General features: G+C 62.8%; 16 protein-coding genes and 1 other RNA gene. 9 read left to right on the top strand and 8 right to left on the bottom strand.

Annotation, left to right across the window (positions count from 1 at the left end):
* Positions 1-12 precede the first annotated feature (12 nt).
* The 4 genes from HV782_RS28030 to HV782_RS28015 all read right to left on the bottom strand — a co-directional run bounded on the left by HV782_RS28030 (position 13) and on the right by HV782_RS28015 (position 5,389).
* Entirely contained in the window at positions 13-1,131 is a 1,119-nt protein-coding gene (locus HV782_RS28030) for an ABC transporter permease (RefSeq protein WP_123469713.1), read from the bottom strand.
* Positions 1,131-3,854 carry a ribosome-associated ATPase/putative transporter RbbA gene (gene rbbA, locus HV782_RS28025; RefSeq protein WP_186744072.1) on the bottom strand — a complete coding sequence of 908 codons (2,724 nt, stop codon included), beginning with the start codon at positions 3,852-3,854 and terminating at the stop codon, positions 1,131-1,133. The genes HV782_RS28030 and rbbA overlap by 1 nt, the downstream gene beginning before the upstream one ends.
* Complete coding sequence (locus HV782_RS28020) at positions 3,851-4,816, bottom strand: HlyD family secretion protein (RefSeq protein WP_123469710.1); 966 nt, start codon at positions 4,814-4,816, stop codon at positions 3,851-3,853. The genes rbbA and HV782_RS28020 overlap by 4 nt, the downstream gene beginning before the upstream one ends.
* A gap of 123 nt (positions 4,817-4,939) precedes the next feature.
* Positions 4,940-5,389: an EVE domain-containing protein gene (locus HV782_RS28015; protein WP_186744083.1), complete on the bottom strand. Its 450-nt coding sequence runs from the start codon at positions 5,387-5,389 to the stop codon at positions 4,940-4,942.
* 198 nt (positions 5,390-5,587) lie between these two features.
* Between HV782_RS28015 and HV782_RS28010 the strand changes: the two genes are divergently transcribed.
* The gene (locus tag HV782_RS28010) at positions 5,588-5,743 is read left to right on the top strand and encodes a hypothetical protein (protein WP_095186895.1); all 156 of its coding nucleotides are present in this window, start codon (positions 5,588-5,590) and stop codon (positions 5,741-5,743) included.
* Positions 5,744-5,779: 36 nt separating this feature from the next.
* On the opposite strand, the gene HV782_RS28005 is transcribed toward HV782_RS28010, so the two are convergent.
* The 4 genes from HV782_RS28005 to HV782_RS27990 all read right to left on the bottom strand — a co-directional run bounded on the left by HV782_RS28005 (position 5,780) and on the right by HV782_RS27990 (position 7,198).
* A complete protein-coding gene (locus tag HV782_RS28005; protein WP_123469706.1) occupies positions 5,780-6,385 on the bottom strand; it encodes a 5-formyltetrahydrofolate cyclo-ligase in 606 nt (201 codons plus the stop codon).
* 80 nt (positions 6,386-6,465) lie between these two features.
* A non-coding RNA gene (gene ssrS, locus HV782_RS28000) (6S RNA) lies at positions 6,466-6,644 on the bottom strand.
* Positions 6,645-6,674: 30 nt separating this feature from the next.
* Complete coding sequence (locus tag HV782_RS27995; protein ID WP_093429754.1) at positions 6,675-6,992, bottom strand: cell division protein ZapA; 318 nt, start codon at positions 6,990-6,992, stop codon at positions 6,675-6,677.
* Positions 6,989-7,198 carry a TIGR02449 family protein gene (locus tag HV782_RS27990; protein WP_007940359.1) on the bottom strand — a complete coding sequence of 70 codons (210 nt, stop codon included), beginning with the start codon at positions 7,196-7,198 and terminating at the stop codon, positions 6,989-6,991. Before HV782_RS27990 ends, HV782_RS27995 begins: the two co-directional genes overlap by 4 nt.
* 130 nt (positions 7,199-7,328) lie before the next feature.
* Here HV782_RS27990 and HV782_RS27985 point away from each other — a divergent pair, with 130 nt between their 5' ends.
* The 8 genes from HV782_RS27985 (at position 7,329) to gcvH (ending at position 16,457) form a co-directional block, all read left to right on the top strand.
* Complete coding sequence (locus HV782_RS27985) at positions 7,329-7,889, top strand: YecA/YgfB family protein (protein ID WP_123469704.1); 561 nt, start codon at positions 7,329-7,331, stop codon at positions 7,887-7,889.
* Between the two features lie 27 nt (positions 7,890-7,916).
* Positions 7,917-9,251 carry a Xaa-Pro aminopeptidase gene (pepP, locus tag HV782_RS27980; RefSeq protein ID WP_123469702.1) on the top strand — a complete coding sequence of 445 codons (1,335 nt, stop codon included), beginning with the start codon at positions 7,917-7,919 and terminating at the stop codon, positions 9,249-9,251.
* On the top strand, positions 9,248-10,435 hold the full coding sequence (gene ubiH / locus HV782_RS27975) for a 2-octaprenyl-6-methoxyphenyl hydroxylase (RefSeq protein WP_186744085.1): 1,188 nt from the start codon (positions 9,248-9,250) through the stop codon (positions 10,433-10,435). Before pepP ends, ubiH begins: the two co-directional genes overlap by 4 nt.
* Before the next feature lie 109 nt (positions 10,436-10,544).
* Complete coding sequence (locus HV782_RS27970) at positions 10,545-11,762, top strand: 2-octaprenyl-3-methyl-6-methoxy-1,4-benzoquinol hydroxylase (protein ID WP_186744127.1); 1,218 nt, start codon at positions 10,545-10,547, stop codon at positions 11,760-11,762.
* A 178-nt stretch (positions 11,763-11,940) separates the two neighbouring features.
* A complete protein-coding gene (locus HV782_RS27965) occupies positions 11,941-12,945 on the top strand; it encodes an extracellular solute-binding protein (protein WP_123469698.1) in 1,005 nt (334 codons plus the stop codon).
* Between the two features lie 225 nt (positions 12,946-13,170).
* Positions 13,171-14,787, top strand: coding sequence for an ABC transporter permease (locus HV782_RS27960; protein WP_186744087.1), 1,617 nt, complete (start codon positions 13,171-13,173; stop codon positions 14,785-14,787).
* A gap of 155 nt (positions 14,788-14,942) precedes the next feature.
* Positions 14,943-16,025, top strand: coding sequence for a glycine cleavage system aminomethyltransferase GcvT (gcvT, locus tag HV782_RS27955; protein WP_186744089.1), 1,083 nt, complete (start codon positions 14,943-14,945; stop codon positions 16,023-16,025).
* A 48-nt stretch (positions 16,026-16,073) separates the two neighbouring features.
* Positions 16,074-16,457 carry a glycine cleavage system protein GcvH gene (gene gcvH, locus HV782_RS27950; protein ID WP_186744091.1) on the top strand — a complete coding sequence of 128 codons (384 nt, stop codon included), beginning with the start codon at positions 16,074-16,076 and terminating at the stop codon, positions 16,455-16,457.
* Positions 16,458-16,486: the final 29 nt, after the last annotated feature.

The following is a 16,486-nucleotide window of genomic DNA, read 5'->3' as shown; positions in this document are numbered from 1 at the left end:
GCTGGCGGCTGTTCAGGACGCCAGGCTCTTGCGAAAGCGTGCCAGGGCAATGAAGAAGAACAGCAGGCCGATGGCCGTCAGCGCCAGCAAGTCCGGCCAGACCACGCTCAGCCCCGCGTCGCGAAACAGAATCGCGGCGCTGAGGCTGACAAAATGCGTGGACGGCGAGCCCTGCATGACCCACTGCAGCCATTGCGGCATGCTGTCCAGCGGCGTGCTGCCGCCGGACAGCAGCAACATCGGGATGATTACTGGAATCGCCAGCAGGCCGAACTGTGGCGTCGAGCGCGCCAGGGTCGCCAGAAAAATCCCCAACGCGGTACTGGCAAACAGATAAACCGCCGTCACCAGCAAAAACAGGCCCATCGAGCCGGACAACGGCACGCCCAATGCGCCTTTGACCACCACCTCCAGCGACAGCCAGGTGCACAGCACCACCACCAGCAGGTTGCTCCAGATTTTCGCCAGCATGATTTCCAGCGCCGTCAGCGGTAGCACCAGCAAATGGTCGAGCGTGCCGTGCTCGCGTTCGCGCAGCAGCGCCGTGCCCGTCAGGATGATCGCCAGAATGGTGATGTTGTTGACGATCTGAATCACCGCCAGAAACCAGCCGCCCTCCAGGTTGGTGTTGAACAGCGCGCGGGTGGTCAGTTGAATCGGCGTCTTGCTCACGGCATCGCCCTGGCCGCCGTAGGTCTGCAATTCACGCTGGAAGATCCGGCTGATGTAGCCGGCGCCCATGAACGCCTGGCTCATCGCGGTGGCATCGACGTTGACTTGAATGGCCGGTTGCCGCGCCGCGAGCAGATCGGTTTGAAACCCTGCCGGAATGTTGATCACGAAGGTGTACTGGCCGCTGTCCATCACCTGATCGAGTTGCGTATAGGGCAACAGCACCGGCGTCTGGAACTCCGGCGGTTGCAGGGCCTGGGCCAACTGGCGCGAGAGGGCACTGTGGTCTTCGTCGACGATCGCCACGCTGGCGTTGTGCACGCCGATCACCGAGCCGGCGGCGGGCATGTAGATCGCCACGGTGAAGGCGTAGAACAGGAACAGCAGCAACACGCTGTCGTGGCGCAGGCTGGTCAGTTCCTTAAGTCCCAGGCGCAGGATGTGCGCGAACTTATGCATCAGGCCTCCTGCTTTTTCAGCATGATCAGGCTCAGCCCGGTGAACCCGACAAAGAACCCGAACAGCGCCAGGCATTGCGGCCACAGCTGCCGCAGGTCCAGCGCCTTGGTGAACGTGCCCACCGCGATGTCGAGAAAGTGTCCTGCCGGAAACAGCATGCCCATCACCGCCGCCGCCCCCTCCAGCGAAGAGCGCGGCACGATCAGCCCGGAGAACTGAATGGTCGGCAGGCTGGTGATGATCATGGTGCCGAGGATCGCGGCGATTTGCGTGCGGGTGAACGCCGAGATCAGCAGGCCCATGCTGGTGGTCGCCAGCACGTACAGCAGGCCGCCGAACGCCAGCGTCAGCAGGCTGCCCTTGAACGGCACGCCAAACAGCCAGCGGTTCATCGCCACCAGCAGCGCGAGATTGACCAGACTGACCAGTAGGTATGGCGCCTGTTTGCCCAGCAGAAACTCCAGGCGGGTCAGGGGCGTGGCGTAGAAGTTGGTGATCGAGCCGAGTTCTTTTTCGCGCACGATGCCGAGTGCGGTGAGCATCGCCGGAATGAACGCCAAAATCAGCGCCATGACTCCGGGGCCGATGGCGTTGACGCTGACCACATCCTGGTTGTAGCGAAAGCGCGTCTCGAGGCTGGCACCCGCCTGATGATTGATCACGGGGCTGCTCTGCTCGGCCAATTGTTGCAGGTTGGCCAGGTGCACGGCTTCGACATAATTGCGGCTGGTCTCGGCGCGAAACGGCATGCCGCCATCCAGCCACGCCGCCACTGCAGGCTGGCGCCCGGCGTACAGGTCACGGCCAAATCCGGGGGGGATTTCCAGCGCCAGTTTGATTTCCGAGCGTTGCAGGCGGCGGTGTAGTTCTTGAGCATCGTGGATGGCCGGGCGTTCATCGAAATAGCGTGAGCCGCGAAAGGCTTCCAGATAGGTTCGGCTCTGCGGCGTCTGGTCCTGGTCGTACACGGCAAACGCGAGGTTTTCCACGTCCAGGGAAATCCCGTAGCCGAAGATCACCATCATGAAGATCGCCCCCGCCAGGGCGAAGGCCATACGCACCTTGTCACGCAGCAGCTCCTTGCCTTCGCGACTGGCCACCGCGAGCAGACGGCCGAGGCTGAAACCGCGCTGCTTGAGTGGCGGCGCGGCGGCCGCTGGTGCGGTCGATGATTCGCTCGCGGGAGGCGTTTCGGCAGTGCCCTGGGCCTGTTCCAGGCAGGTCACGAAAGCGGCCTCCAGCGTCTCTCCACCGAACTGCTGTTGCAATGCCGCCGGGGTGTCGCACGCGAGGACTTTGCCGGCGTGCATCAGCGAGATGCGGTCGCAGCGCTGGGCTTCGTTCATGAAGTGGGTGGAGAGGAAAATCGTCACGCCCTGCTCGCGCGACAGTTCGATCAATAGCCGCCAAAAGTCATCGCGGGCTGCCGGATCGACGCCGGACGTCGGCTCATCGAGAATCAGCACTTCCGGGCGGTGCAACACCGCCACCGCCAGTGACAAACGTTGGCGCAGACCCAGCGGCAGGGCGCCGGACGGCTGATCGGCGACGCCGAGCAGGTTAAAGCGCTGAATCAACGCTTCGATGCGTTGCGCGCTTTCGACCTTGGGCAGGTCGAACAGCCGCGCATGCAGCTCAAGGTTCTGCCGCACACTGAGCTCGCCATACAGCGAAAAACTCTGGGACATGAAGCCGACCCGCTTGCGCGTGGCCAGATCCTTGGCATTCACCGGGTTACCGAGCAGCGTCGCGCTGCCCTCGCTGGCCGGCATCAGTCCGGTCAGGACTTTCATGGTGGTGGTCTTGCCGCAGCCGTTGGAGCCGAGAAAACCGAAAATTTCGCCGCGCCCGATGGCGAAGCTGACGTGATCCACGGCGGTGAAGTCGCCGAAACGCAACGTCAGGTCGTGGGCCTCGATGGCGATGTCGGTGGTGCTGTCGGTGCGTGGCGGAATCACCAGCGGCTGAGCGTCATGCTGGCGGTCGCCCTGGAAATGGGTGAAGGCCTCATCGAGTTTGCCGCTGGGGGTGACGGCCGCCAGTTCACGGCTCAGGCCGGTGGCAATCAATTTGCCGTTGTCGAGCATCAAGCAATGCTCGAACTGTTCGGCTTCCTCCATATACGCGGTGGCGACCAGCAGGGTCAGTTGCGGGCGCTGGCGCCGCACGTCGTCGACCAGTTCCCAGAACCGTCGGCGCGAGAGCGGGTCGACGCCGGTGGTCGGCTCGTCGAGGATCAACAGATCCGGTTCATGGATCAGCGCGCAGCACAGCCCGAGTTTCTGTTTCATGCCGCCGGACAATTTGCCGGCGGGGCGCTCGGCGAATTTCAGCAGGTCGGTGGCGAGCAGCAGGTTGTGCATGCGTTGCTCGCTGTCGGCCTTCGACAGACCGAACAACGTAGCAAAGAACTGAATGTTTTCGCGGATCGACAGTTCGGGATACAGGTTGCCGCCCAATCCCTGGGGCATGAAGGCGATGCGCGCATACAGTGTGTCGCGGTGGCGGCGCTGCTGGATCGGCCCGCCGAGGACGTCCAGTTGCCCTTGCTGCAAGGCTTTCACCCCGGCGATCAGCCCCAGCAGGCTGGACTTGCCCGCGCCATCGGGGCCGATCAGCCCGCAACGGGTGCCGGCGGGCAGGCTGAAGGCGATCTCGCTCAGCGCTTGCTGTTTGCCGTAGCGGTGCGCGATGCCGTTCGCCTGAACAGCGAGGCTGTTCATTGCAGATTGGCCGGCCAGGCTATCGGCGCGGTGCGTACATACCCGGCGCCGGGCATGCCGGGCTTGGCTTGCGGCACGGCGCTGGGTTGGGTCAGGCGCAGCTTGACGCGGAACACCAGTTTTTGCCGCTCGTCGCGGGTTTCGACCTCTTTCGGGGTGAACTGTGATTTGCCGGCGACGAAGCTGATTTTTGCCGGCAACGGCTTGTCGGGCAGGGCATCGAGCAGCACCCGCGCTTCATCGCCCACCGCCAGACGTCCGGCCACGGCGGCGGACAGGTAGAGGTTCATGTACTGATCATTGGGATCGATCAACAGCAGGACGCGGCCACCGGCCCCCAGCACCTCGCCGGGTTCGGCCATGCGCAACTGGATCACGCCATCAATCGGCGCGCGCAGGCTGCTGTCGTCGATTTCGCTGGTCAGTTGCGCGACCTGCGCCTGTGCAGCGCCAATCGCTGCACTGACCGCCGACACCTGAGCGCGCGCCGCCGTCACGGCTGCGTTGCCGGTGCCGATGCGCGACTGCAATTGATCGATGACCTGGGCACTGACGAAACCGTGCTTGAACAGTGATTGGGAGCGCCCGAGTTCCTGCTGGGCCAGCAATAGCTCACTCTGACGCAACTGCACGTTGGCCTGGGCGGCGTTGAGGTTTTCCCGCGCACGCACGACCTCGGCTTCGGCCTGGTTACGCTGGGCTTCAAGGGTGCGCGTGTCCATGCGCGCCAGCAATTGGCCCTGGCTGACCTTGTCGCCTTCATCGACCAGCACCTCGGCGAGGCGACCGGGGGTCTTGCTGGCGATCTGCACTTCGGTGGCTTCGAGTCGTCCGTTGCCGGCCGACAGGCCCTCGGGCAGGCGACTGCTGATTGACTTCCAGTAACCGAAGCCGCCGGCGGCCAACAGTAAGGCGATGAGCGATCCGGCAAATAAAAGTGAGGAACGGCGGTGCGTCGACATGGGGGCATCCTGCGGCTGTGGCGTCCAGTCTGACGGTTCAAGCGCGGGGGGCGCTTGATGTCAATCAAATGAGCGGCAAGCCTAGACCCTTTTGTCTGCCAGCACTGCGTGACCGGGCGGTTCTCAGCGCAGGCCGAGCACAGCGGCCCATTGTTCGGCGGTGACGGGCATCACTGACAGCCGCGAGCCCTTCTGCACCAGCGGCATTTGCGCCAGCGCGGTCTGCTGTTTCAGGTAATCGAGTTTCAAGACCCGCGCAAAGGTTTCGACGTGCGCCACGTCGATGGCGCTCCAGGCATTTTTTTCCACTGTGGCCTTTGGATCGAAGTAATGGCTCTCCGGCTCCAGTGCGGTGGGATCCGGGTACGCGGCCTGGATGATTCTGCCGATGCCGGCAATCCCCGGTTCCGGGCAGCTGGAATGGTAGAAAAAGAACTCATCGCCTACCGCCATCGCGCGCAGGAAATTGCGCGCCTGATAGTTGCGAACCCCGTCCCAGCGCGCTGTGCCGAGCTTCTCCAGGCCTTTGATCGAAAGTTCGTCGGGCTCGGATTTCATCAGCCAATAGGCCATGGTTTTTTGCTCCTGAAACGGTCATTGGGCAGGTTGTCGGGCAATTTTATGACAAACCGACAGTCGGTTGACGTCAGCGTTTGCGCGCAGGTTCACGTTGTCGCAAAATGCCGGCCTTTAAAGCTTGACGCTGCTGCACGGCCTACGAACGGAAACCGCTGCTGTCATCGTGATGATGTGCCTTGAGGGGGGCAATCGATGAAACGCAAACCGGATTTGCTATGGACTTTGGTCATTTTGTTCGGCCTGGGTGTCGTGACCACGGGTTACGCGCAAAGCCTGTGGTCCAACAAGACCGACGCGCCGATTGAAGTGGCGCAACAGGTGCAACAGTCGACAGCCTTCAAGCGCTGAAACTGCCTTCTCGACGCCGCGTTTTCGTGCGGCGTCCTACCCCGCGACATACCACGCCTTGTCAGTGACCGTGCCCTGCAGCGGTACATCCCAACTGGCTTGCGCCAATCGTTCGACCTTCTGACATTCATGGGCCAGGCCCAACAGCGTGGGCTTGCGCCAGTGCTTGCGCCGGGCCAGATACGCCAGGCTGCGGTCGTAGAAGCCGCCGCCCATCCCCAGGCGCCCGCCGACGTCATCAAATCCAACCAACGGCAACAACACCAGGTCCAGTGTCCAGATCTTGCGCTGGCGCGCCAGTTGGGCGCGCGGCTCCAGAATGCGGAAGCGATTGGGTTTGAGTTTCTCCCCGGGACGGATGCGCTGGAACACCATTTTGGTCCGTGGCCAGGCACTGAGCACCGGCAGATAAGTGGCCTTGCCCCGGCGCTGGGCTTCGCGCAGCAGCAGGCGCGGATCGATTTCGCCGTCGGTGGGCAAGTACAGGGAGATGTGTCGGGCCCGGCGAAAGTGCGGGTCTTGTGCCAGTTGGCGGAACAGGCCTTTGGCGGCCTGGCGTTGCTCACCTGGGGTCAGTGAGCGGCGCGCCTTGCGCAGCAGGCGGCGGAGTTGCGGGCGGGGCAGCAGCGCAGGTTCGGTCATGGTTCGGCTTCGGCAGGTGAGGGCGAAAACGCACGCATAAAAAATCCGATGCCGGCAAATACCGACATCGGATTCGAATCAGGCTCCCCGGATGAACCGCTGTCAACTTAGCCCTTGAACCCGAAAGTTCAAGGTGGAAGATGCAGTAGACTTTAAGGCTTTCCGTCTAGCGGACATGCACACCAGCCCAACGTGCAACTTCCAGGGTAGTGCGAATCGGCTCAGGGACATCGTCAACTGGCAAGCACCCCAGGGAGTGCGGCGAGTATACCGCAAGCGGCCGGTTGAATCAGCCCTTGCTGGTGTTCTGATCGTCGGCGAGGACCAGATCGACACGATCGAGCAAGTCGCGCACCTGTTCACGGGTCGAACCGCTGGCCTGGATGTCCGGGCGCTCTTCTTTGTGCAAGAGGTCGTGGGTGATGTTCAGCGCGGCCATCACGGCGATGCGGTCGGCGCCGATGACTTTGCCGCTGCTGCGGATCTCGCGCATCTTGCCGTCCAGGTAGCGTGCGGCACTGACCAGATTGCTGCGTTCTTCCTGCGGGCAGATGATCGAATACTCTTTGTCGAGGATCTGCACGGTGACGCTATTGCTTGAACTCATGAGTCTTGCTCCAGGGCCTTGAGGCGCGAAATCATCGATTCGACCTTACGCCGGGCGATTTCGTTTTTTTCAATGAGGTGAGCGCGTTCCTCGCGCCAGGTCTTTTCCTGAGCTAGTAAGAGTGCATTTTGACTCTTAAGTTGCTCGACTCGGGTAATCAGCAGTTCGAGTCTGGCCATCAGCGCTTGCAGGTCGGTGTCTTCCATTGTGTCCACTGGGTCGGAGTCTGTCTGATGGGATAGCTGGCGGACAGCCTTTAATAGTCTTGGCGAGTCTGTCGATGTAGGATACAAGGCCTTCATTCTAGACATAGCGCCGTCTGGCGCCTAGCTGCCCATGACCATTGCGAATTCCCCGTACCAAGCCTTTGCCACCCTGCTGACTTCCAGCGGCCACAACGTCTCGCCCGCCGAACTGCATGGCCTGCTGCTTGGCCGCAGCTGCGCCGGCGCCGGCTTCGACAACGAAGGCTGGCTGATCGACGCCGCCGAATTGCTCGAAGGCGACATCCAGGACAACGTCCGCAACGCCCTGATCGGCCTGCAAGAGATGGTCAAAGGCGAGCTGACCGGTGACGACGTCACTGTCGTTCTGCTGTTGCCGACCGATGATGCACCACTGACCGACCGCGCCGCTGCGCTGGGCCAATGGTGCCAGGGCTTCCTCAGCGGTTTCGGCCTGAACTGCCGCGACAGCAGCATGCTCAGCACTGAAGCCACCGAAGTGCTGCAGGATCTGGCCGCGATCTCCCAAGTGCAGGATGCCCTGGAAGAATCCGAAGACGGCGAAACCGACTACATGGAAGTCATGGAGTACCTGCGCGTTGCGCCGCTGCTGCTGTTCTCGGAAACCAAGAAAGCCGACGTGCCGCCAGCCGCCAAGCCGTCGCTGCATTAATCGCGTGCCAGGGAAAGCCATCTGCCCATGACCCATATCCCCAAAGCGGAATACAGCCGTCGCCGCAAGGCCCTGATGGCGCAGATGGAACCCAACAGCATCGCGATCCTGCCTGCCGCCGCGGTGGCGATCCGCAACCGCGACGTCGAGCACGTCTACCGTCAGGACAGCGACTTCCAGTACCTCAGCGGATTCCCCGAGCCGCAAGCCGTTATCGTCCTGATGCCGGGCCGCGAGCATGGCGAGTACGTGCTGTTCTGCCGTGAGCGCAATGCCGAGCGCGAGTTGTGGGACGGTCTGCGCGCAGGGCAGGAAGGTGCGATCCGCGATTACGGTGCCGACGACGCGTTCCCGATCACTGACATCGACGACATTCTTCCGGGCCTGATCGAAGGTCGCGACCGGGTGTATTCGGCGATGGGCAGCAACCCCGAATTCGACCGCCACCTGATGGACTGGATCAACGTGATCCGCTCCAAGGCGCACCTCGGCGCCCAGCCGCCGAACGAATTCGTTGCCCTGGATCATCTGCTGCACGACATGCGCCTGTATAAATCGGCGGCAGAAGTGAAGGTGATGCGTGAAGCCGCACGGATCTCGGCCCAGGCCCACATTCGTGCGATGCAGGCCAGCCGGCCGGGGTTGTACGAGTACAGCCTCGAAGCCGAACTCGATTACGAATTCCGCAAGGGCGGGGCGAAAATGCCGGCCTACGGTTCGATCGTCGCTGCCGGGCGCAACAGCTGCATCCTGCATTACCAGCAGAATGACGCGCTGCTCAAGGACGGCGATCTGGTGTTGATCGACGCCGGTTGCGAAATCGACTGCTACGCCAGCGACATAACCCGCACCTGGCCGGTCAACGGCAAGTTCTCGCCGGAGCAAAAAGCGATCTACGAGTTGGTGCTGGCCTCGCAGGAAGCCGCGTTCGCCGAAATCGCCCCGAACAAGAACTGGAATCAGGCCCACGAAGCCACGGTTCGGGTGATCACCGCAGGTCTGGTGCAGCTCGGGATATTGCAGGGCGAGGTCGACGAATTGATCGCGACGGAAGCCTATAAAGCGTTTTACATGCACCGCGCCGGCCACTGGCTGGGCATGGATGTTCACGACGTCGGCGAGTACAAGGTCGGCGGCGAATGGCGGGTGCTGGAGGTCGGCATGGCGCTGACCGTGGAACCGGGCATCTACATAGCCCCGGACAATCAGAACGTAGCGAAGAAATGGCGCGGCATTGGCGTGCGCATCGAGGACGACGTGGTAGTGACCAAGAGCGGTTGTGAAATCCTCACGGGCGGCGTGCCGAAAACCGTCGCTGACATCGAAGCGCTGATGGCGCAAGCACGGGCACACGCGGCATGAGTCGAGTCAACCTGGCAATCATCGGTGGCGGCCTGGTCGGCGCCAGTCTGGCGTTGGCCTTGCAGGCCGGGGCCAAGGCCCGTGGCTGGAAAATCGTCCTGATCGAACCGTTTGCCCCGGGCGACAGCTGGCAGCCGAGCTACGACGCCCGTTCGTCGGCGCTGTCCTTCGGTTCGCGGCAGATCTATCAGCGGTTGGGCGTGTGGCAGGAAATTTCCCGCCGCGCCGAGCCGATCAAACAGATTCACGTGTCTGACCGTGGGCGCTTCTCCACTGCCCGACTGTCGGCGATGGAAGAGGGCGTGCCGGCGCTCGGTTACGTGGTGGAGAACGCCTGGCTCGGCCAGTGCCTGTGGCAGCATCTGGATAAAGACGTGATCAGTTGGCGCTGCCCGGCGGAAGTCGCGCGCATGGAGCCGCTGCCTGACGGTTATCGCCTGACCCTCAACGATGAAAGCACCGTCGAGTGCGATCTGGCAGTGCTCGCCGATGGCGGTCGCTCCGGGCTGCGCGAGCAGTTGGGCATCAACGTGCGCAAGCGTCCGTACAACCAGAGCGCACTCATTGCCAACATCACCCCGAGCGAAGCGCACAACGGCATGGCCTTCGAGCGCTTCACCGACGAAGGCCCGATGGCCTTGCTGCCATTGCCGGAAAACCGCTGCGCGCTGGTCTGGACCCGTCTGGGCATGGACGCGCAACGTTTGGCCGACCTCAGCGAGCGCGATTTCCTCAGCGAACTGCAAGGCGTGTTCGGTTACCGTCTCGGTACCCTGAAGCAGGTGGGAGCACGCCATCTGTATCCGCTGTCGCTGGTCGAGGCCGAAGAGCAAGTGCGTTCGCATCTGGCCGTGCTCGGCAACGCCGCACACAGCCTGCACCCGATTGCCGGGCAGGGCTTCAACCTGTCGTTGCGCGATGCCGATGCCCTGGCCGCCGCGTTGCTCGCCAGCGACAAACCGCTGGGCGACTTCGCCACGTTGCAGGCGTATCGCGAGCGCCAGCGCCTGGATCAAGACCTCACTGTGGGCTTCTCGGATCAGGTCACGCGATTGTTCGGCAGCACCCAGCCGCTGGTCTCGCTGGGGCGCAACATTGGTTTGCTCGGCCTCGATCTGCTGCCTCCCGCCAAGCGCTGGTTTGCCCGCCAGGCCATGGGGCTGGGGACGCGGCCGGATGCTTGAGCGGCTGGCCGGCACTTTCACTTTCAGGAGCGCGCCGCCCACCGGCGCGCTCGGTAAAACCCTTTACGGGCGGCGCACGCCGCCAGCGAGACAGGCTTAAAGCATGGAAATGCGCGCAGATCTGCTGATTGTCGGGGCCGGAATGGTCGGCAGCGCCTTGGCGCTGGCGCTACAGGACAGCGGGCTGGAAGTCCTGCTGCTTGACGGCAGCCCGTTGAGCGTCAAACCGTTCGCCGTCGACGCTCCGTTCGAACCGCGGGTGAGTGCGCTGTCGGCGGCCAGCCAGCGGATTCTCGAACGCCTCGGCGTGTGGGACGGCATCGCCAGCCGGCGCAGCAGCCCGTACACCGACATGCACGTGTGGGACGGCAGTGGCACCGGCCAGATTCATTTCTCGGCGAGCAGTGTGCACGCCGAGGTGCTGGGGCATATCGTCGAAAACCGCGTGGTTCAGGATGCCTTGCTCGATCGTTTGCACGACTGCGATCTGGGCATGCTGGCCAACGCCCGACTGGAGCAGATGCGCCGCTCCGGCGATGACTGGCTGCTGACCCTGGCCGATGGTCGCCAGTTGCGCGCGCCGTTGGTGATTGCCGCTGACGGCGCCAATTCAGCCGTTCGCCGGCTGACCGGCGTGGCGACGCGCGAGTGGGATTACCTGCACCACGCGATTGTCACCAGCGTGCGCAGCAGCAAGCCGCACCGGATGACCGCGTGGCAGCGCTTTACCGATCACGGACCGCTGGCGTTTCTGCCACTTGAGCGCGACGGGCAGCAGGATTGGTGCTCGATTGTCTGGTCGACCACCCCGAGCGAGGCCGAGCGCTTGATGGCACTGGATGAGGCGGCTTTCTGCCAGGCGCTGGAGCGCGCCTTTGAAGGTCGCCTGGGCGAAGTCATCAGCGCTGATCCGCGCCTTTGCGTGCCGCTGCGTCAGCGCCATGCCAAACGTTATGTGGCCGAAGGTCTGGCGCTGATCGGTGACGCGGCGCACACCATTCACCCGTTGGCCGGGCAGGGCGTGAACCTGGGTTTCCTCGATGCGGCGGTGCTGGCTGAAGTGCTGTTGCAAGCCAATGAGCGTGGCCAGCGTCTGGCCGATGTGAAGGTGCTGAGCCGTTACGAGCGCCGGCGCATGCCCCACAACCTTGCGCTGATGGCGGCGATGGAGGGCTTCGAACGTTTGTTCCAGGCCGATCCGCTGCCAGTGCGCTGGCTGCGCAATGCCGGGTTGAAGATTGTTGAGCAGATGCCGGAGGCGAAGGCGCTGTTTGTGCGTGAAGCCCTTGGTTTGACGGGCGATCTACCGGCCCTCGCCAAGCCTTGATCTTTTCGTTGTTGCTGATGGCCACATCGCGAGCAGGCTCACTCCTACAGCGGAACGTATTCCAACGGTAGGAGGAGTCGTGCAACATCTGGTAACTCCTTGGAAAAGTGTTCGATTGAGAACCTAAATGTGAGTCCTTATCATTTGGCCCACATTTTCCGACCGAGAGATCACTCCCATGTTGGCACCCAAGCGTCTCCTGACCGCCCTGGCCCTGACCCTGATCGGCAGCACCACCGCCCAGGCCGCCGACGAGGTGGTGGTCTACTCCTCGCGTATTGATGAGCTGATCAAACCGGTGTTCGACGCCTACACCGCGAAGACCGGGGTGAAGATCAAGTTCATCACCGACAAGGAAGCGCCGCTCATGCAGCGGATCAAGGCCGAGGGCGAAAACGCCACCGCCGACCTGCTGCTCACTGTCGATGCCGGTAACCTCTGGCAGGCCGAGCAGATGGGCATTCTGCAGCCGTTCACCTCGAAGACCATCGACGCCAACATCCCGCCGCAATATCGCTCTTCGACCCATGCCTGGACCGGCCTGAGCTTGCGCGCGCGGACCATCGCCTATTCCACCCAGCGGGTAAAACCGGGCGAGTTGACCACCTACGAAGCACTGGCCGACAAGAACTGGGAAGGGCGCCTGTGCCTGCGCACGGCGAAGAAGGTCTATAACCAGTCGCTGACCGCGACCATGATCGAAGTGCACGGTGCCGAGAAGACCGAGAAAATCCTCAAGGGCTGGGTCAACAACCTGTCCACCGACGTATTCTCCGACGACGTGGCGGTGCTGGAGGCGATCAATGCCGGCCAGTGCGACGTCGGCATCGTCAACACCTACTACTACGGTCGCCTGCACAAGCAGATGCCGGAGCTGCCGGTGAAACTGTTCTGGCCGAACCAGGCCGATCGCGGCGTACACGTCAACCTGTCGGGTATCGGCCTGACCAAACACGCGCCGCACCCGGAAGCCGCCAAGGCGCTGGTCGAGTGGATGACCACGCCTGAAGCGCAGAAGATCTTTGCCGATGTGAACCAGGAGTTCCCGGCCAACCCGGCGGTGGCGCCTTCGGAAGAAGTGGCGGCATGGGGCAAGTTCATCGCCGACACTCTGCCGGTGGAAGTGGCGGGCAAGCGCCAGGCCGAAGCGATCCGCATGATGGATCGGGCGGGCTGGAACTGAGGCTTTTCGTATAACGGTTCATCGTTCAAGATCGCTCCCTCACCCCAGCCCTCTCCCGGAGGGAGAGGGAGCCGACTTGTAGTGTTTTCGAAACCTGAGTCCGACTCGATGTTTCGGGGCGATGTAGCTACCTCACCCTAGGCCTCTCCCGGGAGGGTGAGGGCAACAATCTCAACCTGAAACCCTAATCCCAAGAACACCCCCTATCCCTCCAGAGTCCAAAAAGTGGCCCACCCCGCCCAACGCCGCTGGTACCCCATCGTTTTCGCCATCGCCGCGTTGGTGCTGTTGCCCCTGAGTGTCCTGTTGCTGTCGTGGCAAACCATCGATCAGCAGATCTGGTCGCACCTGTGGGAAACCCAGATGCCGCGCTTGCTGGGCAACACCCTGACCCTGGTGCTTGGCGTGGGCGTCGGTGTGACGCTGCTCGGCGTCAGTCTGGCGTGGCTCACCAGCCTCTGTGAATTCCCCGGCAGGCGCTGGCTCGACTGGGCGCTGATGTTGCCCTTCGCCATCCCGGCTTATGTGCTGGCGTTCGTCTTCGTCGGTCTGCTGGACTTTGCCGGGCCCGTGCAAACGCTGTTGCGCGAGTGGTTCGGCAGCGGGTTACGCCTGCCGCGGGTGCGCTCCACCGGCGGGGTGATTGTGGTGTTGGTGCTGGTGTTTTATCCCTACGTTTACCTGCTGGCGCGCACCGCGTTTCTCGCGCAGGGCAAAGGCCTGATGGAAGCGGCGCGGGTGCTCGGGCAATCGCCCTGGCAGGCGTTCTGGCGGGTGGCATTGCCCATGGCGCGGCCGGCGATCGGTGCCGGGGTGGCGCTGGCACTGATGGAAACCCTGGCGGATTTCGGTGCGGTGTCGGTGTTCAACTTCGACACCTTCACCACCGCGATCTACAAGACCTGGTACGGCTTCTTCAGCCTGCCCAGCGCGGCGCAACTGGCGAGCCTGTTGTTGCTGGTGGTGATGCTGGTGCTCTACGGCGAACGGCGGGCACGTGGTGCCAACCGGGCAAGCAACGAGCGACCACGGGTCAAGGCGCTGTATCACCTGCGCGGGCTCAAGGCGTTCGCAGCGACAGGCTGGTGCACGTTGGTGTTCGCCTGTGCGTTCGTGATTCCGCTGCTGCAGTTGCTCGTCTGGTTCTGGCAGCGCGGGCGCTTCGATCTCGATGAGCGTTACGCCGGGTTGATCCTGCACACCCTCTACCTGGGCGGCATGGCGGCGTTGATCACCGTCAGCGTCGCGTTGCTGCTGGCCTTCGCCCGACGGCTGGCGCCAACCCGGGCGATTCGCTCCGGCGTCAGCCTGGCCAATCTCGGATATGCGTTGCCGGGCTCGGTGCTGGCGGTGTCGATCATGCTCGCCTTCAGCTACCTCGACCGCGAACTGGTGATTCCGCTGTCGGGCTGGCTCGGCGGCGCCGGCAAGCCGCTGTTGCTCGGCAGTCTGGCGGCGTTGCTGATGGCTTATCTGGTGCGCTTCATTGCGGTGGCCTACGGGCCGCTGGAGAACAGTCTGGCGCGTATACGGCCTTCATTGCCCGAAGCGGCACGTAGTCTGGGTGTCAGTGGGCCGCGACTGTTTTTCAAAGTGTATCTGCCGCTGTTGCTGCCCGGCACGTTGAGCGCGGCGTTGCTGGTGTTCGTCGATGTGCTCAAGGAAATGCCCGCCACCCTGCTGATGCGCCCGTTTGGCTGGGACACGCTGGCGGTGCGCATCTTTGAAATGACCAGCGAAGGCGAATGGGCGAGGGCGTCGCTGCCGGCGCTGACGCTGGTATTGGTCGGTTTATTGCCGGTCATCGGCCTGATCCGCCGCTCGGCGCACCGAAACACTTAGTCGTCAGTCCTGAATCATGCGGCTACAATGCGCGGCATTCGGTGCGGTTCGTCTGACAGATCGGTACGCTGAAATCGGCTGAGAGCCTTATATTTCAAGGCTTTCAACTGTGCAGCGGCTGTCCGCGCCTTCGCCACGCCCGGAAGGAGAAACCCATGGGACAGCGTACGCCTCTGTATGACCTGCATCTCGCCCTTGGCGCGAAAATGGTCGATTTTGGCGGTTGGGACATGCCTCTGCATTACGGCTCGCAGGTCGAGGAGCACCACGAAGTGCGCCGCGATTGCGGGGTCTTCGATGTATCCCACATGACCGTTATCGACGTTACCGGCAACCAGGCCAAGGCCTGGCTCCAGCATTTGCTGGCCAATGATGTCGAACGCCTGCACCGCCCCGGTCGGGCGTTGTACAGCACCATGCTCAACGAGCGTGGCGGCATCGTCGACGACATGATCGTCTATCGCCTCGAAGACCGTTATCGGCTGGTGGTCAACGCCTCCACCCGTGATCAGGATCTGGCCTGGATGCACGCACAACTGGCCGGGTTCGACGTGCAACTGCACGAGCGCACCGAGCTGGCGATGCTCGCCATCCAGGGCCCGCAGGCCCGGCACAGGATCGCCGAACTGGTCACCCAGTCCCGCGCCACGCTGATCCAGCACCTCAAACCGTTCGAAGCCGAAGTCGATGGCGACTGGTTCATCGCGCGCACCGGTTACACCGGTGAGGACGGGCTGGAAATCGCCTTGCCGGCCGAACAGGCGCCGGGATTTTTCAACGATCTGGTCGGTGCTGGCATTTCGCCGATTGGCCTCGGCGCCCGCGACACGCTGCGGGTTGAGGCGGGGATGAACCTCTACGGCCAGGACATTCATCAAGATGTCTCGCCGCTGGCGTCCAATATGGCCTGGAGCATTGCCTGGGAACCGGCCTCGCGGCAGTTCATCGGGCGGGCGGCACTGGCGGCGGAAAAAACCGCCGGCGTTGCGCACAAACTGGTGGGCCTGGTGCTTGAGGAGCGGGGTGTTTTACGCGCCCATCAGGTGGTTCGTATCGCCGATGTTGGCGAAGGAGAGATCACCAGTGGTAGTTTCTCTCCTACGCTGAGCAAATCGATTGCCCTGGCGCGTGTACCGATGGCCACAGCCGACCGCGCCGAAGTGGAAATCCGTGGCAAGTGGTATCCGGTACGGGTGGTCAAACCGACCTTCGTGCGCCATGGCAAAACCTTGATCTAACCTTTTCCGGCGGGCCTGACCGCTGACAATTTCTTGAGGACACCGAGCATGAGCAATATCCCCGCTGAACTGCGTTTTGCCGAAAGTCATGAGTGGGCACGTCTGGAAGCCGACGGCACCGTTACCGTGGGCATCAGCGATCACGCGCAGGAAGCGCTGGGCGATGTGGTGTTCGTCGAGTTGACCGAAGTGGGCAACAAATATGCGGCTAAAGATCAGGCCGGTGTGGTCGAGTCGGTGAAAGCCGCTTCCGACATCTACTCGCCGATTGCCGGTGAAGTGACCGCCGTCAACGAAGAGCTGAGCGCTTCGCCGGAACTGCTGAACTCCGACCCGTACGGTGCGTGGATCTTCAAGCTCAAGCCCGATAACGCGGCTGATCTGGACAAGCTGCTCGACGCTGCCGGCTACAAGGCGGCCATCGGCGAATAAGCAGACTGTAATACTTCAAAAGCCCCGAT

It is taken from the genome of Pseudomonas monsensis, from assembly GCF_014268495.2.
In the GTDB taxonomy this organism is placed as follows: Bacteria; Pseudomonadota; Gammaproteobacteria; order Pseudomonadales; family Pseudomonadaceae; genus Aquipseudomonas; species Aquipseudomonas monsensis.
Note: the sequence above shows the minus strand (reverse complement) of the source record. Positions and strands in the feature narration are given on the sequence as shown.